Source organism: Cupriavidus sp. GW822-FHT02D05, assembly GCF_058802485.1.
This window is the reverse complement of sequence record NZ_JBXAOE010000007.1, coordinates 57,221-79,661: the sequence shown is the minus strand read 5'-3', so window position 1 is coordinate 79,661 and position 22,441 is coordinate 57,221. Positions and strand designations below refer to the sequence as shown.

Genomic DNA, 22,441 nt, shown 5'->3' with positions numbered 1-22,441 from the left:
CCGAAGCCGCGCATGCCTACTTCAGATAGTCCCGCAGCCAGGCGCCGCACTCGCCCGCGTGCTGTGCCGGCCAGCGCACGGTAATGGTCGCATTGGGCTGGCGCACTTCGATGCAGATATCCGTGAGCGGGCCCCTGTCCACGGCGGGCGCGGGCGAGAACAAGCGCGACCACCAGCCTGTGCTGCGATTGGGGCTGGCTTGCACGGTGTGAGCCGGGATGACGGCCGGGCGAGCGGGAATCCCCTCGATGGCGGAGGCGGGCGAGGCGGGCGAAGGGGCCTGCTCCTTCGCAACCGTTTGCGCCGCAGCCGGTGCTGCGGGCGCTGCGGACGCCGCAGCCGGCGCCGCCTCGGCAGGCGCCGCCAACCGCGCCGACAAATTCGTGCCGAACTCCTCCCACATCCGGTCCGCCTTCGTCTTCATCACGCTCAGGCCAAACGTGCCAAGGCGGCCCAGCACGTCCACGTTGATCTTCATGCGCAGTTCGGTCTTGCCGTCGGGCTGCCCGGTCAGGAAGATCTCGCTGGACTGCTTGAGCGAGCTGGCCACGGAGGCGTCCTCGCCTGTGCCTTCGCTACGCAGGTAGTTGGGCGCGCGCATCTCCACGATGGTGGTCTTGATCTTGAAACGCGCGCTGACAAAGGCGATCTTGACCTGGATGTGCGAGATGTACTCCACATCGCTGACCACCTCGATCGACTGCATGCCCGGCACGCAGCCGCCCATCACATTGGGATCGAGCAGCAGTGCCCACACTTGCGCCGGCGCTGCGCCGACGATCAGCCTTTTTTCAATTTCCACGCATCTTCTCCGCGGCGAACAGAATGGATTCGACGATGCCGACGTAACCGGTGCAGCGGCACAGGTTGCCGTTCAGGCCGGCACGGACTTCCTCTTCTGTCGGATTGGGGTTATGCGCCAACATGGCGCAGGAGGTCATCAGGAAGCCAGGGGTGCAGTAGCCGCACTGCAAGCCGCCGCACTCCATGAAACTTTGCTGCAGCGGGTGCAGTTCGCCGCCGGCGCCGAGGCCTTCGACGGTGGTCACGTCGCGCCCGCGTGCCTGCACGGCAAGCATCAGGCAGGACTTCATGACTTCGCCGTCCACCAGCACGGAGCAGGCGCCGCAGATGCCGGTCTCGCAGCCGCGCTTGGTGCCGGTCAGGTTGAGGTCGTCGCGCAGCAGGTCCGACAGCAGGCGCCGCGCGGGCACTTCCACGCTGTGGTCTTCGCCGTTGACAGTGAGTTCGATATGGATCTTTTGCATGGGGAATCCTTAGTCCGCCGCCAGCCCGAATAGCGCGGCGATGCTTCGCCGCGCCACGGTCCGTACCATCTCGCGGCGATAGTCCGCGTTGCCGCGCATATCGGAAACGGGGTCGATGCCCGCGGCGACGATATCCGCCGCTTCGGCGGCCACTTCGGGCGTGACGGCCTTGCCGGCCAGGAACGCCTCGGCATGCCGCATCCGCGCCGGAATCGGCGTCGATGCGCCGACAGCAAGGCGCGCCTCGATACATGTGGCGCCAGTCCGGCGAGCCAGCAGCGCGACGCTGGCCAGCGGCCGGTGCTCGGCGGCCGTGCGCAGGAAACGCGCGTAGTGGCCGAGCGCATCCGGCGCCGGCGCGGGAATGCGGATCTCGGTCACGATCTCGTCGGGCTCGAGCGCCGTGGTGTAGTAGTCGACCAGGAACGCCTCCATCTCCAGCACGCGCTCGCCGCTCCTGCCTGCGAGCACCACCTGCGCCCCCAGCGCCATCAGGCAACCCGGCGGATCGGTGGCGGGATCGGCATAGCAAAGGTTGCCGCCGATCGTGCCCTGGTTGCGCACCTGCGGATTGGCCACGCGCCCTGCCATGCTGGCCAGCATGGGGTAATGCGCCTGCACCAGCTTTGAGCGCGCCACCTGCGCATGCAAGGCCAGCGCGCCGATGCGCAAGCCGGTGCGCGGATCGAACTCTATCTTGCGCAGTGCATCGAGTTGGCCGAGCGATACCAGGTGCGTGGGCGTGAGCATGCGCTGGCGCATGCCGAGCATCAGCGCGGTGCCGCCGGCGATTACCCGACACTCGTCGCCCAGGTCGGCCAGCATGCGGCTGGCTTCCTGCACCGAGCCGGGCTCCAGAAATTCGAAATTACGCATGGCGCGCCTCCTTTTCCTTGCGCTCGCGCAGCGCGGCCAGCACCTTCTCCGGCGTGATGGGCAGCGATGCGATACGCACGCCGATGGCGTCATAGACCGCATTGGCAATGGCCGCCGCGCCTGGCAGGATCGCGGTTTCGCTGGCGCCCTTGGCGCCATAGGGCCCGTTGGGCTCAACGGATTCAACCACATCCGTGCGCAGCGCGGGCACCGCGTCAGCGGTCGGCATCGTGTAGTCGGCGAAGTTGCCGTTCAGGATGCGGCCATCCTCGACCTGCACATGCTCGTACAGCGTCCAGCCGATCGCCTGCACGGTGGCGCCGTGCGTCTGGCCGTGCACGGCCAGCGGGTTGATGGCCTTGCCGCAGTCGTCCGACACGAAGCTGTCGATCAACGTGACCTGCCCGGTGGCCATGTCCACTTCCACTTCGACGGCCTGCGCCGCAAACGAGTAGGCTGGCGCGATGTTGCCGTAGTAGTTGGCGTCGTGCATCACGGTGGGCGCATCGTAGGTGGCGCGCACCATCAGCCCTTCACCGCCGTGGCGGAAGATATGCAAGCGCGCGATCTCGGCGAGCGTGGCGCGCTTGCTGTCGTCATTGCGGGCGCGGATCACGCCGTCGAGCAGGTCCAGTTCGTCCTCTGGCACGCCGAGCTTCTCAGCGGCCACGGCCAGCAGTTTCTGCTTCGCCTCGCGCGCGGCCCGCATCACTGCGTTGCCGGAAATGATCGTGACGCGAGACGCCAGCGAGCCGAGGCAGAACGGCGCCACATCGGTATCCGGCGTGCTCACGGTGACATGCGACAGCGCAATGCCCAGCTCCTGGGCGCAGATCTGGCTGAGCATGGTGTTGGCGCCCTGCCCCATGTCGCACTCGCTGGTGAGCAGCATGACGCGCCCGTCCTCGTTGACCTTGAGCACGATGGTGGAGCCGTCCCAGTTGCCCAGCGTGCGGTTGCCGCTGACGTGCATGGCGGCCGCGATGCCGAGCCCGCGCCGGCGCGTGCCGGTTCGCCGCGAGGCATCGGCGCGGCGCGCATCCCACTGGATCGCTTCGCGCGCTTGCTCGAGGCATTCCACCAGGCCGCTGCTGCCGATCTTCCAGCCATGCACGCTGGTGTCCCCGGAGCGGATGGCATTGCGCTTGTGGATTTCGATGGGGTCCATGCCGAGCATTTCGGCCAGCATGGTGAGGTGGCTGTTCAGCGGGAACTGCATCTGCTGGCCGCCAAAGCCGCGGAACGCGCCGCGCGGCGGATTGTTGGTATAGGCGAGCACGGCGTTGGAGCGCACGTTCTCCAAGCGATGCATGTTGTCGCTGCGCATCGCGCTCACGTGCATCACGTCGCCAGCCAGGCCCGCATAAGCGCCGCACTCGGCCACGATATTGACGTCCTTGGCGACGATCATCCCTTGCGCGTCCAGGCCCATCTTCAGCCAGACCCGCGCCGGCACGCTGGAGCGCGCGCCGAGGAAATCCTCGAGCCGGTTGTTGACGAGGCGCACCGGGCGGTCGAGCCGCGTTGCCAGCAAGGCCGCGATCAGGCTGTTGCTCTCCTCCACGATCTTGGCGCCAAAGCCGCCACCGGTGACCGCCTGGATCACGCGGATAGTGGACACCGGCCGGTCCAGCGCTTCGGCCAGCCGCGCGCGCGCCAGGAATACGGACTGCGTCGAGGCCCAGACCGTGAGCCGGCCATTGCCATCCTGGGCGGCCACGGTAGCCATCGGCTCCAGGTAGCCGGGATACTGCGAGTGCATGTCGTACGTGGCCTCGTAGACCACCGCGGCCCGGGCGAAGCCGGCTTCGACGTCGCCACGCTCGATATGCATCTCATGGGCGATATTGCGCGTGCCCGGGTGCAGCTCCGCCGCGCCATCGACCAGCGCTGCATCGGCGCTGAAGATGGCGGGCAGTTCTTCGTACTCCACGCGGATCAGGTCCAGTGCATCGCGCGCGGTTTCCTCATCCACCGCGACCACCGCGGCGACCTCCTCACCCACGTGGCGGACCACGCCAGCGGCAAGAATGCGCTGCTCCTTGCGATGCGTGCCCCACAGCCGTGACGGCGTGTCCTCGCCGGTCAGGACCAGCTTGACGCCCCGCAGCGCGCGCGCCGCCGCGGTGTCGATGCGAACAATGCGGGCATGCGGATACGGGCTGCGCAGCACCTTGGCGTGCAGCATGCCGGCCTGCTTGATGTCGCCGGCATACACGGCCCTGCCCATCACCTTCTCCCGCGCCGTCACTTGCGGCGTGGCGCTTCCCACTGTCGACGTGCTCATGCCGACCTCCTGCTAGTCAGAAAACCACTGAAAACCATGAAGACGCCGGCGAGCGTTGCCGCCGGCGTCGCGTCACTCGGCGGTAATGCCGAAATCCTTGATGACCTTGCCCAGCCGCTCGTAGTCGGAAGCATTGATCTTTTCCAGCACGGCGGGCGCGCCGCCCACCGGCACCGCGCCAAAGGTGGCCATCTTCTCGGCGATGTCCGGCATCTTGACGATCTCGTTGAGCTGCTCATTGAGCAGCTTCACCACCTCGGCCGGCGTGCCCTTGGGCGCCATGACGCCGTGCCATGCGCCGACGATGACGTCCTTGTAGCCAAGCTCGGACAGCGTCGGCACATTGGGCAGCAGCGCAGAGCGCTTCGGATCGGTCACGGCCAGCGCGAGCAGCTTGCCCGTGTTGATGTACTGGGCCACCGGCCCCAGCGTCACGTAGGCGAAGTTGACGTGGCCCGCGACGACATCATTGACGGCGGGCGCAACGCCCCGGTACGGCACATGCTGGATCTTCACGCCAGCGGCGCGGTTCAGCCACTCGCCGGCGATATGCATGGGCGAACCCGCGCCGGGGGTGGCATACGTCAGCGGCTTGCCTGCCTTCGCCGCGGCCACCATTTCCTGCACGGTCTTGATGCCACCGCCCGGATACGCCACCAGCAGCACGGTCTGCGTGCCGGTCTGGATGACCGGGGTGAAGCCATGCAGCGCGTCGTAGCTGGCGCTGGCGGGGAGCTTGAGCACCATCGGCGCCGTCGTGAACGGGTTGGGCGTGAACAAGAGCGTGTAGCCGTCGGCCGGCGCGCGTCCAACCATGGCGTTGCCGACCACGCCGCCGGCGCCCGGCTTGTTCTCCACGATCACCGGCTGCTTGAGGCGCATCGACAGCTTCTCCGCGTACATGCGCGCCATGGAGTCCGTGTCGCCGCCCGGCGGATAGGCGACCACGATCGTGACCGGTTTGGCGGGATAGCCGAGTGCAAAGGCGCTGCCGCCTCCCAGGGCAATCGCGGCGAGCGCTGTGGCAAGGACGTGTCGGCGGGCAAGGTTCATCTACGGCTCCTGTGGGGGCGCTCCACTTCAGCGGGGAATGGCATGGTGGGGGCGGGGTTAGGCACGGCTAAGGGACGGGAACGCATTCGATGTGCGTTTTATTAGCGAAACATTAGTTCAGGAGAGGAACGTGTCATTCATACTAGAATGCTAATTTTGACCACTCAACTTACGTTAATCCCTAATTGACATATCTATTTTTTATAAACTCAGAAAGAGAGAATCATGACGAGAAGAAGGCGGCACATCGGATTCCCTATGAGACAATCGGCTCCGCCCTCCCCTGATCAGCCGCCGTCCGGCGGCATCTCCTGAAAGACATGGATCTGATGAAGCGCGCAGCCGGAACGACAACCGACACCGGTGACAAGGCAATGCCCCCGAAAACCGACTGCCCCTGGGCGCAACTGGACGAGCAAGGCAGCGGGCTCGATGTCGACGACTTCCTGACGACGATGCTTAGCCAGTTGGTCAACGCGCTGCGGCGCACCGTGACGCTGCCCTACGCCGAGCAGTTCGCGCTCACGGTGCCCGAATGGCGCCTGCTGGCCCTGCTGGCACACGCACGGCAGTTGCCTTTCGCAGAATTGGTGCTGCAATCCACATCGGACAAGGCGCTGGTGAGCCGCACGCTGCGGCTGCTCGAAGGCCGCGGGCTGGTGAAGCTGGATGCCGAGGGCAACACCCCGCGCAAGAAGCTGATCTGCAGCATCACGCCGGAAGGCCTGGCGCTGCATAAGCAAGTGATGCCGCTGGCCAGGAAAGGCCAGGCGGAGGTGATCCGGCTGCTTGAGCCGGAGGAGCGCCGCGCGATGTACCAGGCGCTGAGGAAGCTGCACGGCCTGTGCGTGACGCCCGGGCGCGGCGACGCCGGCGGGGGCGGGGGCGAGTAAGCGCGCACGAAAACGAACAAAGCCCGTGGCAGCTGGCGCTGCCACGGGCTTCATGTCGTGCGTCGCGGATCAGGCCTCGAGTTGCTCGAGCACCTTGCCCTTGGTCTCGATGCCAAGGAAGTGGATGGTGAGCGCCGCCACGAACGGCACCGTCGCCAGCGCGTAGAAAGCAGTGCTGAGATTGCCCGAGCCGATCGTGCTGGCCACCAGCGTCGGCGCGAAGATCGCCGCCAGCTTCAGCCACGCGCCCCCAAAGCCGCAGCCCATGGCGCGGATGCTGGTGGGATACAGCTCTGGCGTGTACACGTAGGCCGTGATAAAGCCACTGGCCAGGAAACCGAGCGAGAGCGCGCAGAGCCCGGCCACGACGTACACCGACTCCGCGTGGAACACGCCGGCCAGCGCCAGCGATATCGCGCACAGGATGAACGAGACGTTGATCACCGGCTTGCGGCCCACCTTATCGACGATCATCGCGCACACCAGCGAGCCGATCACCCCGAGCACCGATGCGCCCGCGGCCAGGTTCAGCGCCAACTGCAGCGGTGCGTGATACACCGTCTTGTAGATCGTCGGCAACCAGGTCGACAGCCCGTACTGGATAAAGCCGCAGGTCGCCCACAACATCCACACCGCCAGCGTGCGGCCAATATAGGCCTTGCTCAGCAGATCCCGGACACGCCGGCGCGGGTGCTTGCCGGTCATCGCGTCGTACGCGGATACATCGCCCAGCGGCGCCAGCGGCCCCTTGGCGCGGGACTCGAACGCCGCGAGCGCGCGGTCGGCCTCAGCCAGGCGGCCCTTCTCCGCCAGCCAGCGCGGCGACTCGGGAATGGCCCGACGCAGGATGAAGAACAGGATGACCGGGGCGCCGCCGATGAAGTACATCACGGTCCAGCCGAACCGCGGCACCAGCCACGCGCCGACCGCATTGGAGATCAGCAGGCCGATCGGGAACACCACCTCGTACAGCAGTACGAAGCGCCCGCGCCCGTGGGCACGCGTCACTTCGTTGATATAAGTGGCGGCCACCGGCAGCTCACCGCCCAGGCCCAGGCCCTGCACGATGCGCAGCAAGGCAAAGATCTCGAACGAGGGCGCAAAGCCGCAGGCGATGCTCATCAGCCCGATGATGCCCGCGCTCCAGCCAATCGAGTTAAGGCGGCCAAAGCGCTCGGCCAGCGCGGGAAACAGCAGCGCGCCGATCAGTTGCCCGACCGACGGCGCCGCGATCAGGAAGCCGATCTGCCCCGGCGTGAGCGACCACATGGAGATCAGCAGCGGCAGCGTGGCGGCGATGGCGATGACGTCGAAGCCATCGAAGAACGTGGCCAGGCCGATCAGCAGCCGCGCCCTGACATGCATGCCATTGCTGGGCAGGCGCTCGATGCGGGCGATGATCTCGCCCCGGGTGGTTGCCACGGGGGCGTCAATGGCGCGCGCGCCACCGCCTGCCGTGCTGGTGCTGGATGGGGTCGCCACACCCTCGGCGCTCGCGTTGGCGAGCGGGGCCTCTTGTCTCTGGATCAACACGGTGTTTCTCTTCTAAAGTATCCGAGGCAGGCAGCCGCCCCGCGCTGGCGCATTGCCGGACTTGCCCGGCAATGGCCACCACCGTTGGCGCCGCGATGGACGCGGCGCGCGGTGGCGCGCTTAGAGGTCCAGGACCAGGCGCTTGCCTTTGCAGCCTGACACGCAAACCATCATGGTCTGGTTCGACTCGCGCTCGCTCTTGCTGAGCACGCCGTCGCGGTGTTCGGGAATGCCTTCGAGCACGCGCGTCTCGCACGAGCCGCATACACCTTCCTTGCAGCTGTGCTCTACCGCAATGCCCGCTTCGAGCAAGGCATCCAGCAGGGACTTGCCTGCGGGCACTTTCAGCTCGCTGCCCGTGCTTGCCAGCGCCACGGTGTACTCGCCGTCCTGCACCGCCGCCACCGACGGGTCGGCGGCGAAGCGTTCGATATGGACTTCGGGATAGCCATGGCCGGCGCAGGCGGCTTCGAAGGCGTTCAGCATCGGGCCCGGGCCGCAGCAATAGAAGTGCGTGCTGGCAGCTTGCCCGGCCAGCAGCGTGGACAGGTCCGGCGGGCTGCCCGCCTCGTCGTCGAAGTGCATGCGCACCGCGTCGCCGTAGGCGGCCAGCTCGTCCGCGAAGGCGGCTTCCGCACGCGAGCGTGCGCAGTAAAGCAACGTAAAGGAACGCCCGAGCTCATGCAGCCGACGCGCCATGCACACGATCGGCGTCACGCCGATGCCGCCGGCCACCAGCACCGTGTGTGCCGCCCCCTCGTCCAGCGCGAAGTGGTTGCGCGGCGCAGCCACGGTGAGCGTGCTGCCCACCCGCAGTTGCTCATGCACATAGCGTGAGCCGCCACGGCTGCCGCGGTCGAGCAGCACGCCCACCACGTAGCGGTCGCGCACTTCCGGCGCGCCGCACAGCGAGTAGCTGCGCACCAGGCCATTGCCCAGATGCAGGTCGATATGCGCGCCTGGCGCGTACTCGGGCAACGCATGCCCGTGCGGATCGCGCAGTTCCACGCTGACGATGCCGCGCGCTTCGAAACGCATGGCCTGCACGCGCAGGCTCAGGGATTGGCTGGTACTCATGGCACTTCCTTCGGTTGCTTCGTGTTGCTTGTCTTGCTTGTCTTGCCTGCGTTGCTTGTGTTGCCCGCGTTGCCTGTGTTGCTACGCCGTGCTCAGCGCTTCTCCGTCAGGAACTTGCCCTGCGGGCCGCCTGCGTTCTTCTGCCTGCGCGTATTGCCATCCAGCCCGCCTTCCACCGCCCATTCGGCGAACATGGTCGGACCCGGCTCGAAATCGCGCGGCTCCCAGTCGGCATCCAACTGGTCTTCATCGGCGTAGTACTCGATGAGGCCGCCGGCCGGATTCTTGAAGTACCAGAAATACGCGGACGAAATCGGATGCCGGCCCGGGCCAAGCTGCGTATCCCAGCCGCTGCGCGACACATGCAGGCCGCCGCCGAACACCTCGTGGATGTCGCGCACGGTAAAGGCCACGTGGTTCAGCCCACTCTTGGCCTGCGGCAGCTGCAGCAGGAACAGGTCGTGGTGGCCGCCGTCCGGCGCGCAGCGCAGGAAGGCGCCACGGCCCGGATAGTGGTCCGACGGCACGAAGCCCAGCCTCTCGGTGTAGAAACGCTCGGTGGCGGCCACGTCCTTGACGAAGAAGACCACGTGCCCTACCTCGATCGGCGTGGCACGTTCGTAGATCGGGCTGCGCTGGTTCATGCGCGGCTTGTCGTTCCACGTGTTCATCGCGGCGCATTCCACCTCGACCTCGCGCTTGCGGGTCAGCTGGAAGCGCACGGCCAGGCCGTTCGGATCCGTGCAGCCAACGCGTTCGCCTTGCTCGCCCTGCACGCCGTGCTCGCCCGTGCTGACGAAACCCGGCTCGGCGCGGATGGCATCCGCGATCCGGTCCAGCGCGGCTTGCGTGTCCACGCCCCACACCACCTCGCGCAGCGTCGGGCCGTCTTCCATTGCCGCCGGCAGTGCCGGGTCGTCGGTGCGGCGCACCAGCACGCGGCAGCCGTTCAGCGTCTCGAAATCCAGCCCGGCCGCATCCTCGCGCACCAGCGTGAGGCCCCAGTCGGCGAAGAAGCGCCGGCAGGCGTCCAGGTCGTCGGCACCGTAGACGATTTCGTCGATGCCCAGAATCGTGTTCATTACCCTCTCCTGCTGTGTCGCTTTTGCAGCGTCCAATGTCGTCGCGCTCACTTAGTTAGCCCACGGCAGCGGTTGTTCATGCATGCCCCAATACACGCTCTTTTGTTCCATGTACTGCAGGATCCCCAGCCGCCCCTTCTCGCGCCCCAGCCCACTGTCGCGCCAGCCGCCGAACGGCGTCGAGATCGAGAACTGCTTGTACGTATTGATCCACACATTGCCGGCCTGCACCGCACGCGCAAAGCGCCACGCGCGCTTGTAGTCGCGCGTCCATACGCCCGCCGCCAGCGCGTACACGCTGTCGTTGGCTTGTGCGATCAGATCGTCCTCGTCGTCGAAGGCCATCGCCACCAGCACCGGCCCGAAGATTTCCTCCTGGCATACGCGGGCGCTGTTATCCAGCCCCTCGATGATGGTCGGCGTGTAGAAGTAGCCGTTCTCGCAGCCCGCCACCGTGGGGCGGATGCCTCCCGTACGCAGCTGGCCGCCTTCGGATACGCCAAGCGCCACATACGATTCGATCGAGTCACGATGGCGGTCGCTGATCAGCGGCCCCATCTGGGTGCGCTCGTCGGCCGGATCGCCCACTCGCAGGCGCGCCGCGCCCTCGGCCAGGCGGTCCATGAAAGGCTCATACAAGGAACGTGCCACGAACAGGCGCGAACCCGCGATGCACGATTCGCCCGAGGAACTGAAGATGCCGTACAGCACGCCGTTGACCGCGTGGTCCAGGTCCGCGTCCTCAAACACCATGGTGGGCGACTTGCCGCCCAGCTCCAGCGACACCGGCATCATCTTGTCGGCGGCAATGTGGGCGATATGGCGTCCCGTGGTGGTGCCACCGGTAAAGGACACGCGGCGCACCAGCGGGTGCTTGGTAATGGCATCACCGATCACCGAGCCCTTGCCCGGCAGCACGCTGATGAGGCCCTTGGGCACGCCGGCTTCCTCGCAGATGGCGGCGAGTTCCAGCGCCATCAGCGGCGTGATCTCAGCGGGCTTGATCACCACCGCGTTACCGGCGGCCAGCGCGGGCGCCAGCTTCTGCGCCTCGCTGGCGATGGGCGAATTCCACGGCGTGATCGCGGCCACCACGCCCATGGCTTCATGCACGCTCATGGTGAGGAAATCACCACGCGCGGGCGTGAGCGTCTCCTCCAGGGTTTCGCAGGCCGCCGCGAAGAACTGGAACGTGCCGGCGGCGCTGGCCACCAGCGCGCGCGTCTCGCTGATGGGCTTGCCGTTGTCCAGGCGCTGGCGCTGAGCCAGCGGCTCGGCGCGCGCGCGGATCAGGTCGGCCACGCGATGCAGCACGGCTGCGCGCTCGTGCGGCTTGCGCTGGGCCCAGCCGCTGGTGAGGAACGCGCGATGCGCGCCCTGCACGGCCTCTTCCACGTCGTCCAGGCTTGCCGCATTCAGTTCCGCGACGACTTCGCCGGTGGCCGGGTAGCGCGTGGCGTAGCGCTCGCCGCCGCCCACGCGCCACTCGCCTGCGATACAGATGGGGAGAATGTCTTGCTTCATGATGATTGCCTTGCTGCGCTGCTTAAATCGACATGGCGTGGGCACGGTTGCCCAGCGCACGCACCACGCTGAACACTGTCAGCGCCGAAGTCTTGGGGTTCGCCGCCAGCGGCTTGCCGCGCATGGTCAGCTCGAAACCGCCGAAGGCACCGCGCGCTTCCACGTGGTGCACGTTTTCATCCACGCCCGGATCCGCCAGCAGCTTGACCTGCGTGTGGTCCAGCCCGAGGCCGGCCATCGACAGCGTAGCCGCCACATTGGCGTTCTTCGGATAGAGCCGCGCGGCTTCGCGGGCGTTGCCCTCGAAGATCACCGTGGCTTCGGTCAACGCGTCGAGGTCGAACAGCGCCTCGGCCGGCGTGTCCTTCCACGCGCCGGGCGGCTTGCGCCCGGTGTAGACCACCGAGTCCAGCCCGCCCACGCGCGCTGCCGCCAGTGCGTCGATCGCACCGATGGCGCCGGAGAGTAGCTGCACCTGCGTGCCGCCGCGCCGTGCCGCGGCTTCCAGCCGCTCGGCCAGGCCCGGCTCGGAGAGCGCGCCCACCGACACCACCATGCAGGCGATGCCGCGCTCCAGCGCCGGCACGATGTGCTCCTCCAGCGCATGGTGGCCAGCGCACTCCACCAGCAGGTCAGGCCGTCCGTCGGCCTGGCTCAGGCAGGTGGCAACCCGTGCATGCGGGGCCAGCGCGGAGACGTCATGGCGGGCCTGGTCCATCTGCGCCTCGGGCACCACCACCACGTCGAACACCACGTCCGGATCGCTCTTGAGCAGCTCGAGCACACCGCGCCCGATCGCTCCGCATCCCACCATCGACACGTGCAGCATGTTGCGTCTCCCTCAGGCGGTCACAGTGCTGCGTTCGGCCGCGCGTGCGGTCTTCTCGGCGTCGGCATCCGCTTCCTTGTTGACCGGCGGGCCTGCGAACGCGGTCTTGAACGTGCCGATGGACAGCATGTCGATTTCCAGCAGGAACGGGCCGGATTCGATGGTGGCTTCTTCCAGCGCGGCACCCACGTCGGCCAGGTTGCTGACGCGGCGATGGCGCAGGGCCAGCGATTGCGACAGTTGCGCATAGTCCGGTGTATGCAGGTCCACGTAGTGGCGCCGTCCGCCGTATTGCGCGTCCTGGATGTTCTTGATCACGCCATAGCCCTTGTCATTCATCAGCACGAAGACCACGTCGGCGCGCTCCTGCACGGCGGTAGCCAGTTCACCCAGGTTCAGGATGAAGCCGCCGTCGCCGGCCAGGCAGAATGTCTTCTTGCCGGAAGCCGTCACTGCCGCGCCCACGGCGGCGCCGATGCCCATCGCCAGGCCCTGGCCGATGCCGCCGCCCAGCGCATGCACGCCGGCACGGGAGTCAAAAATGCGCAGCTGGCGATTGCCCCAGGTGCTGTTGGAGACGGTCACGTCGCGCACCCAGTTGAAATTGCGGCCCACCGCGCCTTGCAGCGCTTCCACCAGCGCCGAGTACGGGCCCAGGCCGTCGATCAGGCCACTCATGGCGAACTCGTGCGCGCTGCGCAGGTCAGCGGCAAAGTTCGGGTCCACCTTGAGCTTGCCTTCCAGGCGATCGGCCAGGCCATCGAGTGCCAGCGCTGCATCGCCGCTGGCGAAGTAGTCGCTCTGGTAGCAGCGGCCTTCGGCGGATGCATCGGCATCCACACGGAACAGCGGGCGCGGCAGCTTCAGTTCGTACTTCAGCGTTTCATTGCCGCGCAGGCGCGAGCCCACCACCAGCATGGCGTCGCAGGTTTGATAGAACTGCTCCACCGGCTTGTGCAGGTTGAACGCGCCCAGCGAGCGGGGATCGTCCTCGGCCACGATGCCGCGGCCTTGCGTGCTGGTGACCACGCCAAAGCCCAGCGCCATCAGGCGCTTGACCTGCGCGCCAGCGTGGCGTGCGCCGCCACCCAGCCACAGCAGCGGGCGCTTTGCCTTGGACAGGCGCTCGGCCAGTTCGTCCAGCGCGTGGGCGGACGGCACATGGGTGGGCACCGCCAGCGGGCGCAGGTCGGTCGGCATCGGGATCAGCGCGGCCTGGATATCGATGGGGATTTCCACGCTGACGGGGCCGGTCGGCGCGGTCAGCGCGGTTTGCACGGCGAGCTTGATGGTGCTCAGCGCGGTATCTGCGCTGCGGATGCGGAACGCGGCCTTGGAGATGGCCTTCAGCATGGTCAGCTGGTCCGGCGCCTCGTGAATGTAGGCCAGGCTCTGGTCCAGGTACGGCGTTTCGATCTGTCCGGTCAGGTGCAGCAGCGGCGTGCCGGCGGTCAGTGCTTCGACCATGGCGCCGGCGGCGTTGCCCGCAGCGGTGCCGGTGCTGGTCAGGCACACGCCCAGTCCACCGGTGGTGCGGGCGCAGGCGTCGGCCATATTGGTGCCGCCGGCTTCGCCGCGCGCGGGCACGAAGCGGATCTTGCCGCGCTCGCCCATCGCGTCGAGGATGGGCATGTTGTGGATCGAGATCACGCCGAACGCTGCCTTGACGCCGCATTGTTCGAGGAAGGCGGCGATGGCGTAGCCCACCGTGACTTGTTGCTGTTCGTTACGCATGACGGGAAAGTCCTCCGGAAATATCGATGTGGCTGCCCGTGGTGTACGAAGACAACGGCGAGGCAAGGAACAGGATCGCGCGTGCGGCTTCCTGCGGCAGGCCAAGACGGCCAAGTTGAATATGCTTTTGCTGCGCCAGGCGCGCGGTCCACGCGGCCCAGTCGAGGTCGCGCTCGGCATCCGGGCGCGCTTCGAAACGCCGGCGCCACTGGCCCGACTCGACCAGGCCGAGCAGGATGCCGTTGACGCGGATGCCCTTGGGGGCGAATTCGGTTGCCAGCGAGCGCACCAGGTTATGCACGCCGGCGCGCGCCGCGGACGTCGCCACCATATGCGGCTCGGGTTGCACGGCCAGCAGGGAGTTCACGCAGACGATGGCACCGCTGTCCGAGCGCTCCAGTTGCGCAAGGAACGCACGCGTGGCATGGATCACCGAGAAGAACTTGAGCTGCAGCTCTTCGAGCCAAGCCGCGTCCTCGGTGCTCGAGAACGTGGAGACGCGGCCCTGCCCGGCGTTATTGACCAGCATGTCGGCGGGGCCGAGCGCGGCCTCGCTGGCGGCGGCAAAGGCGGCCACCTGCGCGGGGTCCAGCACGTCGCAGGCGGCGGCGTACAGGCGGGCTTCGGGGAAGCGTGCGCGCAGTTGGCTTTCGGCTTCGCGCAGCCGCGCTTCGTTGCGGCCGCACAGCGCCACGGCGGCGCGCGCTTCCAGCAGTTGTTCGACGGTGGCCAGGCCGATGCCCGAGGATCCACCCGTGACGACGGCAACCTTGCCGTCGAGTTCAATCATGGACATCGTCCTCACTCCCGATACAGGTTGACCACCTTGCCGTGCTCGCGCGGGCGGTAGTCCAGCAGGCGAGACAGCTCACCCGCGGTGTCTCTGACTTTCTCTTCCATCATGTCCAGTTGCTCCGGATCGATGCGCGAGGCCGGGATGGTCACGCCCAGCGCCGCCACCACCTTGCAGGTACGATCCCGCACCGGTGCCGCGATGGTCGAGATGCTGGCCTCAAAGAACGCTTCCTGCAGCACCACGCCGCGCTCGCGGTCGCGCTGCACCATCTCGAACAGTGCTTCGACCGTACGCGGCGTGCTGGGCGTGAACACTTCCAGTTGCGGCTCCGGATAGAGCTGGCGCAACTCGGCCAGCGTCAGGTCTTCGAGCAGCACGCGCCCGAGCACGGTGGCGTGCGCCGGCAGGCGGGTCCCCACGGTGACCGAACTGCTGAATGGCGTGGGCGCCACCGACTTGGCCACATAGACGATCGAGCGGCCGTCACGCACTACCAGGTTGCACGGGTAACGAATGTCGTCGCGCAGGCGATCCAGCAGCGGGCGCCCCAGCTCGGTGAGTTCCAGCGAAGCCAGGTATTCGAAACCCAGGCGCAGCACCGCCATGCCGAGGCGGTAGTCGCGGCCGCCGTCGGTGCGTTCGACAAAGCCCATCATCTCGAGCGTGGCCAGCAGCCGGAACACCGTGGAGCGGGGCACCTTGAGCCGGCGCGCCAGGTCGGCCGCCGACAAGGTGCGGTCGCGGCGGCTGAACTCGGCCAGCAGGCGCAGGCCGCGTTCCAGTCCGGGCACGATGTACTTGTCCTGGGTGTCTTCCGACAGGCGTTCTTGAGTCATGAGATGGCTTGTGTTTCAACTGGGCCGGCACCCCGATTGGCGCGCCGGCCGCGCGCTGTTCAGCGCTTGACCTTGGTGAGCGGATGCTCGGGCGGGTACGTCGGCGTGATCGGCTTCTTGGCGCCGAGCATCACGCACATCAGCGCGTCTTCCTCGCCGATGTTGATTTCCTCGCGGTACACGCCGGGGGGCACCGAGACCAGGTCGCGGTCGGTCAGGATGGTTTCGAAACGCTCGCCGTCCTTTTCCAGGATCAGCTTGATCTTGCCGCGCATGACGAAGAAGACTTCTTCCACGTCCGTGTGCAGGTGCGACGGGCCTTCGTGGCCGGCCGGGATGATCATGGTCGAGAAGGTGAAATTCTCGGACGGCACGGTATTGGTGTCGGTGGCCACGCCGGTGCCGCCGGTGCCGAGGTAACGCATCTGCGCACGGCGGTACTTGGGATCGTAGTCAGCCTGGAACTTCAGCGCGTCCCAGTCGTAGCGGCGGGTGGAGAAACGCGCGACGCGGCTCTCCATCCACTGGTCGAAGGAAGCGCCGGACGGCTGCTCCCAGGAACGCTTGATATTGTCTTGTTGGGAAAGATCGCTCATTTGGATTCCTTCTAGCTCAGTGCATGACGAAGCCGCCGTTGACGGCCAGCGTCTGGCCCGTCACGAAGCGGGACAGGTCGGACAGGGCGAACAGCACGGCCCCGGAGACATCCTCGGGTAGCTGCTCGCGGGAAATCGCGCGTTGCTCGCGATAGAGGTCGCGCCGCTTCTGGGGCACGTATTCGGTTGCCTCCACCAGGGTCAGCCCCGGTGCGATGGCATTGACGGTGATCTGGTCGTCGCCCAGCTCGCGCGCCAGCGAACGGGTCATGCCGATGATGGCGCTCTTGCTGGCCACGTAGGCCAGCAGGTTGGGCGCGCCCCACAGCGGCGTGTCGGACGCCAGGTTGATGATGGCGCCGCGGCCCGAGGCGCGCAGCGCCGGCAGGCAGGCGGTGGTCATCAGCCAGGTGCCGCGCACGTTGATATTCATCACGCGGTCCCAGGTGGCGATGTCGATGGCGCTGGCGTCGCGGCCACCGGAATCGGTCACCGCGGCGTTGTTGACCAGGCCGTCCAGGCCACCCAGCCCGGCCGCCGCCGCGTTGGCGCAGGCCGTCACCGATTCGGGGTTGCCCAGGTCGAGCACAAACGGCAGCGCCTTCAGCCCGCGGGCCTGCAGCGCAGCCGCTTCCTCGTGCAGGCGGTCCGCGAGAATGTCCGCCATGGCGACGGCGGCGCCGGCTTCGGCAATCGCGGTGGCAAACGCCAGGCCAAGCCCGCGCGCGGCGCCGGTCACCAGCACGCGCCGGCCAGCCAGCAGGTTGTGGCGATCGATCTCAGGCATGGCTTGCCACCCCGCCAACCGGCTTCAACATGGCAACGGGCTCGTCGGCGACTTCCTGGTCGGCACGGCGGCGCAGCAGGCGGCGCACGCGGGTGATGCCGACATCGTGCTGGTACAGCGTTTCATGCTCGCGCGCGTTCGGCGCCATCATTTCCAGCACCACGCGGTCTTGCTCCAGCACGTCCCAGTGCAGGCCCTCCAGGCGGTTGCGGTACAGGAAGCGCCAGACATCGCGCTCCCAACCCTGCACGTGACGGGTGCGCCAGAAGAACACCATGCAGTGCTCCTCATCCACCGGCGTAGCGATGCCAACGATGCCGAAGGGACCGCCAGGGCCCACCTTGGCGCGATACGGGATGGCCAGGCGCAACCACATCGTGCCGGTTTCGCCGAACTCCACCCAGTCGAAGTTCACGCCGCGCTGGCCGGTCTTCTCGAACACCAGGCCGGTGTCGGTCTCGCGCACGGCCATCACAGCCTGCTTTTCGCCGCTGGCCATCGAGTGCGACACAGCGTGCAGGTAAGCGCCATGCATCGGGTCCATGACGTTGTCGATGGCGTAGCGGTAGTTGCAGTCCCAGTGCGCCACGCACAGGAAATTGGTGTGCTCGTCGCTTTCCAGTTCTTCCGGCAGGCGCAGCGCATCGGCTTGCCCGGGAGCACGTTCACCGAACCACAGGAAGATGGCACCGGCTTTTTCCTGCACGGGGTAGCTGCGCACGCAGGTCTTGCCTTCGAGCGGGCAGCTGTCCACGGCCGGCACGCTCTTGACCTGGCCATCGCCACCCACTTCCACGCCGTGGTACCAGCAGGCCACGCGGTCACCAAGGTTCCAGCCCATCGACAGGCGCGCGCCGCGGTGCGGGCAGCGATCTTCCAGCGCGTGCACCTGGCCATCGCCATCGCGCCACAGCACGATGTTCTGGCCCAGGCGCGTAATGCCGATCGGTGCATGCGTGACCGCCCATGCGGCCGATACCGGATACCAATAGTTGTGCAGGCCGGTGTTCAGGCGCGCCTCAGCACGCGCTTGCTTGTTCGATTCCATTGTTTGCTCTCTTGCGGGTACCGGATCGGATCGCTCTTTCGAGGGGCGCCTGATTGCACTGCCCTTCGTGACGCAATCGCTTTGATGTTCTTGAACTGCGTGGCGCCTCGCTCAGGCGCCTAGGCGGTGCATTTCGGCGAGGAAACGCGCTTCGGTCCAGGCCTGGCCATCCGCGCCCAGCAATCCCGCCTGGTTGAACGAACGCACGATGTCTTCCGGGCTTTTCGCACCGGCTTCGAAGGCGGCCTCCAGCGCATCGCCCAGCGCGTCTTCGTAGGCGGTGGGCATGGCGGCGCGGGTCTGCCACACGATGTTGGCCACCTTGCCGGGCTGCTCGATGTGGCCCTTGCCAGCGACATTGTTCGGAGCCGGACGCTCCCAGGGCGCCAGATTCGGGTTGTATGCGAGGTTTTCCATTGCGCTACTCCTTTCCCTTATTGCCAACCGGCTAACCGAGCGTTTTGTTTCACCTATAAAACGCTGATTTAAATATTGAACACAGACACCACTATAGACAACGAAACTTCAAAAATTGACTGGGGTTTACCCTTTTGATTTACCAATGCCACGAGAACGTGGCATCGGCATCGGCGCGGCGGCCTGAGGCGGGTGGGTACGAAGAAACAGGACGAGGAACAGAAAGTGGGAAGGCTAAGCCGCGGCAAGCCCGTGGCGAATCCAGCGCGCGACCCGGCTGGCCTGCTCCACGTAGCAGGCATGCCCTGCCTCCGGGATCAGCTCGAATGGCAAGGCAAAGCGCTCCGCCAGTGCCGCGCACCCGGGCGGCGGCGTCACGACATCCAGCGCGCCGCAGCCGACCCGCACCTTAACGCCCTGCCCCCGGCGCCCGAGGTAGTCGTCAATGGCATCGCCGCACAGCATCGCCACCGCCTGCCGGTAACCGTCCGGATCCAGCCGACGCATATTCCAGCGCACCCAGGCTTGCACATCGGCACTGGCCGCGGCGCTCAACAGGCGGCTGGGGCCCCGCTCGGCCAGGCCTTCCACGCCCACGGCCGCAAGCGCTTCGAGCCGCTGGCGCGCCACGTCCCTTGCCTTGTCCTCCTTGCCGGGGCCGCCGTATCCCTGCGCAGGGCTCAACAGCAGCAACTGCGCGGGCAGCAGCGCCGGGCTAGCCTCGGCCACATAGGCGGCCGCCATCAGCGCGCCGAGCGAGTGCCCCACGATCACATCAGGACGTACGTCCAGGGCGCGCATCAGGTCCTGCAGGCGCAGCGCGTAGTCGGCAGCCTTGGGCGCTGCGATGGGCAGGGCCGGCGAATTGCCATAGCCGGGCGCGTCCCACGCAATCACGCGCGCGTGCGCCGCCAGCAGGCTTGCGCACGACAGCCAGGAGGCCGCGCCGGAACTGATGCCATGCAGCAGCACCACCACAGGCCCGTGGCTGCCGCCGCACCGGTAAGCGAGCGGCGCGCCGTCGCGGCCGGCGGCTATGCGCCGCTCGCTGAAGCCGCTATCGAGTGCGCGGAGCAACGCTTCAGCCGGCTGGGGTGCCTGCACCAGATTGTTTTGTTCCATATATGAAACCATAGTTTTCTAATAAAACTTAAGAAATATAGACCGCCTGAATCTGGAAATTGATCCGGGTTAACCCCCTGCAAAAAAATTTCGTCAGGCCCGGCTCTCCGCCGACGTTGGAGCGCCCGCAAATCCCCTTTCTGGCGCAACGGCCTTGCATACCAATACGGGTGCGGCTCCCCGGCCTGGTGGCTGCGCGCCGCCCTCCTCGCTGTTGCGCAGCATGGTGCGCAACAGTGCCGTTCTGGTGCAGGCCACTCGTCGCTTCTCCGCATCACTAGGGATTACCCACCCATGTGTTTCCCGAAATGACCAGCTATATTTTGCTCGTTGTTTCTTATGTAATCCGATGTTTTACCTATAAAACAAAAGAAATGGGAAAGTGCTCCTGGCAGCAGGCACAAACCCAGCTCGAAGATGGCCTGACGAAGCGCTGCAACGCCAACCGATCGACACGGCGGAAAAGGAAAAGGAAGAGGAAACGAACGATGAAACTTGGACGGATTGCACTGGCTGCCCTTGCAGCCGCAGTACCCATGCTGGCCTCGGCCCAATCGACGGTGACGCTGTATGGCGTCGTCGATACCGGTATCGAGTATGTGAACAATGTTGGCGCGGCGAAGGACAACGTGGCCCGCGTGAACACGCTGACGGGCACGGTGCCATCGCGCTGGGGCATCCGCGGCACGGAGGATCTCGGCGGCGGGCTCAAGAGCCTGTTTGTGCTCGAATCCGGATTCGCCCCCGATTCCGGCACCTCCAACCAGGGCGCGCGCCTGTTCGGCCGGCAGGCATTGGTGGGACTTTCCGGCCCCTGGGGCCAGGTCGCCCTGGGCCGCCAGTACACCATGCTGTTCTGGGCCACGCTGGACCCGGACATCCTCGGCCCCAACGTGTACGGCTCGGGCTCGCTCGACAGCTATCTGCCGAACGCGCGCGCCGATAACGCCGTTTCCTACAAGGGCACGTTTGGCGGCTTCACGGTGGGTGCCACCTATAGCTTTGGCCGCGATACGGTGAACGCGGGCCCGAGCCCGGCCGGCACCAACTGCGCGGGCGAGAATGCGGCCGACAGCAAGCAATGCCGCGAATGGTCGGCCCTGCTCCAGTACGACAACAAGTGGTGGGGCGTGGCCGCGGCCTATGACTCGCTGCGTGGCGGGCCTGGCGCGTTTGGCGGCCTGACCAAGAGCAACCTGACGGACGACCGGCTCTCGCTCAACGGCTACGTGCTGCTGTCCAAGACCAAGATGGGCCTGGGCGTGATCCGCCGCGACAATGACGGTAGCCCCACGCCGCGCAGCGACCTCTGGTATGCGGGCCTGGCGTATGACATCACGCCGGCGTTCACGCTGGCCGGCCAGGTCTACTACCTCAAGTACCACAACAGCGACAACAAGGCGATGCTGTACGCGCTGCGTGGTACCTACGCCTTCTCCAAGCGCACCTCCGTGTACGCCACGGCTGGCTTCATCGACAACGGCGGCCAGCTCGCCCTGTCGGTCAGCGGTGCCCAGACGGGTTCCAACCCGAAGCCCGGCGGCAACCAACTGGGCACGATGATCGGCATCAAGCACACGTTCTAAGCGCCGGCGCGTCGCTGCGCGGCACTGGCTGGCATGCGGCGCGCAACGCGCTGCATGCCAGCACGAAGTCAATCTAGAGGCGTTTCCCCATGAAGCTCGCAACTCGCATTCTGTTTGCTGCCATCGCGGCCACGACGGCCATGATGGCAGGCGGCGCCGGAGCGCAGGCCTACCCCACCAAACCCATCACGCTGGTCGTTGCCTACCCGGCCGGCGGCGACACCGACGTACTGGCCCGCCTGCTCGCAGAGAAACTCTCGGCGCGCCTGCGCCAGTCGGTGGTGGTCGAGAACCGCACCGGCGCGGCCGGCACCATCGGCAGTTCGTACGTCGCCAAATCCGCCGCCGATGGCTACACCTTGCTGGTCGCGCCCAACACCGTTGCCATCGCGCCGCTGGTGCTCAAGAACGGCACGGGCGCCAGCTACGACGTGCGCGGCGATTTCACGCCGGTGGCCCAGCTTGGCGTGCAGTCGCTATTCGTGGTGGTCAACAAAGGCACCGGCATCACCAAGCTGCCCGAGCTGGTCGCGCGCGCCAAGGCGGGTACGGTGCAGACCTACGCCACGCCTGGCAACGGATCGCCCATGCACATCCTTGGCGAGCTGTTCAACAAGGCCGCGGGCGTGAACATCTCACAGGTGCCGTATCGCGGCACCGCGCCGGCGGTGGTCGACGTGCTCGGCGGGCAAGTGCCGATGACGTACTCCACGCTGGGCGCGGTGGCGCAATACATAGGGACGGGCGCCATCGTGCCGCTGGCCGTCGCGGACATGAAACGCTCGCCGTTCGCGCCGAATGTGCCGACGCTCGCGGAGCTGGGCTACAAGGATGTGGAGGTGGGCGCGTGGCAAGCGCTGCTGGCACCCAAGGGACTGCCGCCGGAGTTGGTGAAAATGCTGAATGCGCACGTCAACGACATCCTGAAAATGCCTGACGTGGTGGCACGCATGGCAACCATCGCCATCACGCCCGTTGGCGGCGAGCCCGCAACGCTAAGCAAACTGATCGCGTCGGACTCGACACGCTACGCCAAGATCGTCAAGGAGTTCGGCATCCAGGCCGATTGATGGATCGACTGGCTGAGCCTGTGCAAG

Annotated in this window: 21 protein-coding genes; 3 read left to right on the top strand and 18 right to left on the bottom strand. The window is 66.6% G+C overall.

The window, feature by feature from the left end; translation table 11 throughout:
- Positions 1-16: 16 nt before the first annotated feature.
- The 5 genes from AC1RQK_RS11255 to AC1RQK_RS11235 all read right to left on the bottom strand — a co-directional run bounded on the left by AC1RQK_RS11255 (position 17) and on the right by AC1RQK_RS11235 (position 5,484).
- Positions 17-802, bottom strand: coding sequence for an SRPBCC family protein (locus tag AC1RQK_RS11255; RefSeq protein ID WP_492375977.1), 786 nt, complete (start codon positions 800-802; stop codon positions 17-19).
- Positions 792-1,268: a (2Fe-2S)-binding protein gene (locus AC1RQK_RS11250; RefSeq protein WP_492809147.1), complete on the bottom strand. Its 477-nt coding sequence runs from the start codon at positions 1,266-1,268 to the stop codon at positions 792-794. The genes AC1RQK_RS11255 and AC1RQK_RS11250 overlap by 11 nt, the downstream gene beginning before the upstream one ends.
- A gap of 9 nt (positions 1,269-1,277) precedes the next feature.
- On the bottom strand, positions 1,278-2,144 hold the full coding sequence (locus AC1RQK_RS11245) for an FAD binding domain-containing protein (protein WP_492809146.1): 867 nt from the start codon (positions 2,142-2,144) through the stop codon (positions 1,278-1,280).
- The gene (locus tag AC1RQK_RS11240) at positions 2,137-4,431 is read right to left on the bottom strand and encodes a xanthine dehydrogenase family protein molybdopterin-binding subunit (protein WP_492809145.1); all 2,295 of its coding nucleotides are present in this window, start codon (positions 4,429-4,431) and stop codon (positions 2,137-2,139) included. The genes AC1RQK_RS11245 and AC1RQK_RS11240 overlap by 8 nt, the downstream gene beginning before the upstream one ends.
- Positions 4,432-4,503: 72 nt before the next feature.
- A complete protein-coding gene (locus tag AC1RQK_RS11235; RefSeq protein WP_492375974.1) occupies positions 4,504-5,484 on the bottom strand; it encodes a Bug family tripartite tricarboxylate transporter substrate binding protein in 981 nt (326 codons plus the stop codon).
- Between the two features lie 374 nt (positions 5,485-5,858).
- Here AC1RQK_RS11235 and AC1RQK_RS11230 point away from each other — a divergent pair, with 374 nt between their 5' ends.
- A complete protein-coding gene (locus tag AC1RQK_RS11230) occupies positions 5,859-6,377 on the top strand; it encodes a MarR family winged helix-turn-helix transcriptional regulator (protein ID WP_492375973.1) in 519 nt (172 codons plus the stop codon).
- 69 nt (positions 6,378-6,446) lie between these two features.
- Here the strand turns inward: AC1RQK_RS11230 and AC1RQK_RS11225 are convergent, their stop codons facing one another.
- The 13 genes from AC1RQK_RS11225 to AC1RQK_RS11165 form a co-directional block, all read right to left on the bottom strand.
- Positions 6,447-7,742, bottom strand: a complete 1,296-nt coding sequence (locus tag AC1RQK_RS11225; RefSeq protein WP_492375981.1) for an MFS transporter — start codon at positions 7,740-7,742, stop codon at positions 6,447-6,449.
- Positions 7,743-8,030: 288 nt separating this feature from the next.
- Positions 8,031-8,987 (bottom strand): PDR/VanB family oxidoreductase, encoded by a 957-nt coding sequence (locus AC1RQK_RS11220; protein WP_492375972.1) that lies wholly within the window; start codon positions 8,985-8,987, stop codon positions 8,031-8,033.
- A 92-nt stretch (positions 8,988-9,079) separates the two neighbouring features.
- Positions 9,080-10,069, bottom strand: a complete 990-nt coding sequence (locus AC1RQK_RS11215; protein ID WP_174423386.1) for a VOC family protein — start codon at positions 10,067-10,069, stop codon at positions 9,080-9,082.
- Positions 10,070-10,120: 51 nt separating this feature from the next.
- Positions 10,121-11,593, bottom strand: a complete 1,473-nt coding sequence (locus AC1RQK_RS11210; protein WP_416049127.1) for an aldehyde dehydrogenase — start codon at positions 11,591-11,593, stop codon at positions 10,121-10,123.
- A 22-nt stretch (positions 11,594-11,615) separates the two neighbouring features.
- Complete coding sequence (locus AC1RQK_RS11205; RefSeq protein WP_492375971.1) at positions 11,616-12,422, bottom strand: aspartate dehydrogenase; 807 nt, start codon at positions 12,420-12,422, stop codon at positions 11,616-11,618.
- Between the two features lie 12 nt (positions 12,423-12,434).
- Positions 12,435-14,156: a thiamine pyrophosphate-binding protein gene (locus AC1RQK_RS11200; protein ID WP_492375970.1), complete on the bottom strand. Its 1,722-nt coding sequence runs from the start codon at positions 14,154-14,156 to the stop codon at positions 12,435-12,437.
- Positions 14,149-14,952 (bottom strand): SDR family oxidoreductase, encoded by an 804-nt coding sequence (locus tag AC1RQK_RS11195; RefSeq protein WP_492809144.1) that lies wholly within the window; start codon positions 14,950-14,952, stop codon positions 14,149-14,151. The genes AC1RQK_RS11200 and AC1RQK_RS11195 overlap by 8 nt, the downstream gene beginning before the upstream one ends.
- Before the next feature lie 5 nt (positions 14,953-14,957).
- On the bottom strand, positions 14,958-15,788 hold the full coding sequence (locus AC1RQK_RS11190) for an IclR family transcriptional regulator (protein WP_174423390.1): 831 nt from the start codon (positions 15,786-15,788) through the stop codon (positions 14,958-14,960).
- A gap of 59 nt (positions 15,789-15,847) precedes the next feature.
- Entirely contained in the window at positions 15,848-16,384 is a 537-nt protein-coding gene (locus AC1RQK_RS11185; protein WP_006157660.1) for a cupin domain-containing protein, read from the bottom strand.
- 16 nt (positions 16,385-16,400) lie between these two features.
- Positions 16,401-17,171, bottom strand: a complete 771-nt coding sequence (locus tag AC1RQK_RS11180; protein ID WP_492809143.1) for an SDR family oxidoreductase — start codon at positions 17,169-17,171, stop codon at positions 16,401-16,403.
- Positions 17,164-18,219: a Rieske 2Fe-2S domain-containing protein gene (locus AC1RQK_RS11175; RefSeq protein WP_492375967.1), complete on the bottom strand. Its 1,056-nt coding sequence runs from the start codon at positions 18,217-18,219 to the stop codon at positions 17,164-17,166. Before AC1RQK_RS11175 ends, AC1RQK_RS11180 begins: the two co-directional genes overlap by 8 nt.
- A 111-nt stretch (positions 18,220-18,330) precedes the next feature.
- Entirely contained in the window at positions 18,331-18,636 is a 306-nt protein-coding gene (locus tag AC1RQK_RS11170) for a recombinase-like helix-turn-helix domain-containing protein (RefSeq protein WP_174423394.1), read from the bottom strand.
- 234 nt (positions 18,637-18,870) lie between these two features.
- On the bottom strand, positions 18,871-19,758 hold the full coding sequence (locus AC1RQK_RS11165; RefSeq protein WP_492375966.1) for an alpha/beta fold hydrolase: 888 nt from the start codon (positions 19,756-19,758) through the stop codon (positions 18,871-18,873).
- A gap of 488 nt (positions 19,759-20,246) precedes the next feature.
- Between AC1RQK_RS11165 and AC1RQK_RS11160 the strand changes: the two genes are divergently transcribed.
- Entirely contained in the window at positions 20,247-21,344 is a 1,098-nt protein-coding gene (locus AC1RQK_RS11160) for a porin (protein WP_492375965.1), read from the top strand.
- An 89-nt stretch (positions 21,345-21,433) separates the two neighbouring features.
- Positions 21,434-22,414, top strand: a complete 981-nt coding sequence (locus AC1RQK_RS11155) for a Bug family tripartite tricarboxylate transporter substrate binding protein (protein WP_492375964.1) — start codon at positions 21,434-21,436, stop codon at positions 22,412-22,414.
- Positions 22,415-22,441 lie beyond the last annotated feature (27 nt).

Coding starts and splice junctions, on each gene's coding strand:
- AC1RQK_RS11250 (WP_492809147.1), bottom strand. CDS start 1,268: ATGCAAAAGATCCATATCGAACTCACTGTCAACGGCGAAGACCACAGC.
- AC1RQK_RS11245 (WP_492809146.1), bottom strand. CDS start 2,144: ATGCGTAATTTCGAATTTCTGGAGCCCGGCTCGGTGCAGGAAGCCAGC.
- AC1RQK_RS11240 (WP_492809145.1), bottom strand. CDS start 4,431: ATGAGCACGTCGACAGTGGGAAGCGCCACGCCGCAAGTGACGGCGCGG.
- AC1RQK_RS11235 (WP_492375974.1), bottom strand. CDS start 5,484: ATGAACCTTGCCCGCCGACACGTCCTTGCCACAGCGCTCGCCGCGATT.
- AC1RQK_RS11230 (WP_492375973.1), top strand. CDS start 5,859: ATGCCCCCGAAAACCGACTGCCCCTGGGCGCAACTGGACGAGCAAGGC.
- AC1RQK_RS11225 (WP_492375981.1), bottom strand. CDS start 7,742: ATGCATGTCAGGGCGCGGCTGCTGATCGGCCTGGCCACGTTCTTCGAT.
- AC1RQK_RS11220 (WP_492375972.1), bottom strand. CDS start 8,987: ATGAGTACCAGCCAATCCCTGAGCCTGCGCGTGCAGGCCATGCGTTTC.
- AC1RQK_RS11215 (WP_174423386.1), bottom strand. CDS start 10,069: ATGAACACGATTCTGGGCATCGACGAAATCGTCTACGGTGCCGACGAC.
- AC1RQK_RS11210 (WP_416049127.1), bottom strand. CDS start 11,593: ATGAAGCAAGACATTCTCCCCATCTGTATCGCAGGCGAGTGGCGCGTG.
- AC1RQK_RS11205 (WP_492375971.1), bottom strand. CDS start 12,422: ATGCTGCACGTGTCGATGGTGGGATGCGGAGCGATCGGGCGCGGTGTG.
- AC1RQK_RS11200 (WP_492375970.1), bottom strand. CDS start 14,156: ATGCGTAACGAACAGCAACAAGTCACGGTGGGCTACGCCATCGCCGCC.
- AC1RQK_RS11195 (WP_492809144.1), bottom strand. CDS start 14,952: ATGTCCATGATTGAACTCGACGGCAAGGTTGCCGTCGTCACGGGTGGA.
- AC1RQK_RS11190 (WP_174423390.1), bottom strand. CDS start 15,788: ATGACTCAAGAACGCCTGTCGGAAGACACCCAGGACAAGTACATCGTG.
- AC1RQK_RS11185 (WP_006157660.1), bottom strand. CDS start 16,384: ATGAGCGATCTTTCCCAACAAGACAATATCAAGCGTTCCTGGGAGCAG.
- AC1RQK_RS11180 (WP_492809143.1), bottom strand. CDS start 17,171: ATGCCTGAGATCGATCGCCACAACCTGCTGGCTGGCCGGCGCGTGCTG.
- AC1RQK_RS11175 (WP_492375967.1), bottom strand. CDS start 18,219: ATGGAATCGAACAAGCAAGCGCGTGCTGAGGCGCGCCTGAACACCGGC.
- AC1RQK_RS11170 (WP_174423394.1), bottom strand. CDS start 18,636: ATGGAAAACCTCGCATACAACCCGAATCTGGCGCCCTGGGAGCGTCCG.
- AC1RQK_RS11165 (WP_492375966.1), bottom strand. CDS start 19,758: ATGGAACAAAACAATCTGGTGCAGGCACCCCAGCCGGCTGAAGCGTTG.
- AC1RQK_RS11160 (WP_492375965.1), top strand. CDS start 20,247: ATGAAACTTGGACGGATTGCACTGGCTGCCCTTGCAGCCGCAGTACCC.
- AC1RQK_RS11155 (WP_492375964.1), top strand. CDS start 21,434: ATGAAGCTCGCAACTCGCATTCTGTTTGCTGCCATCGCGGCCACGACG.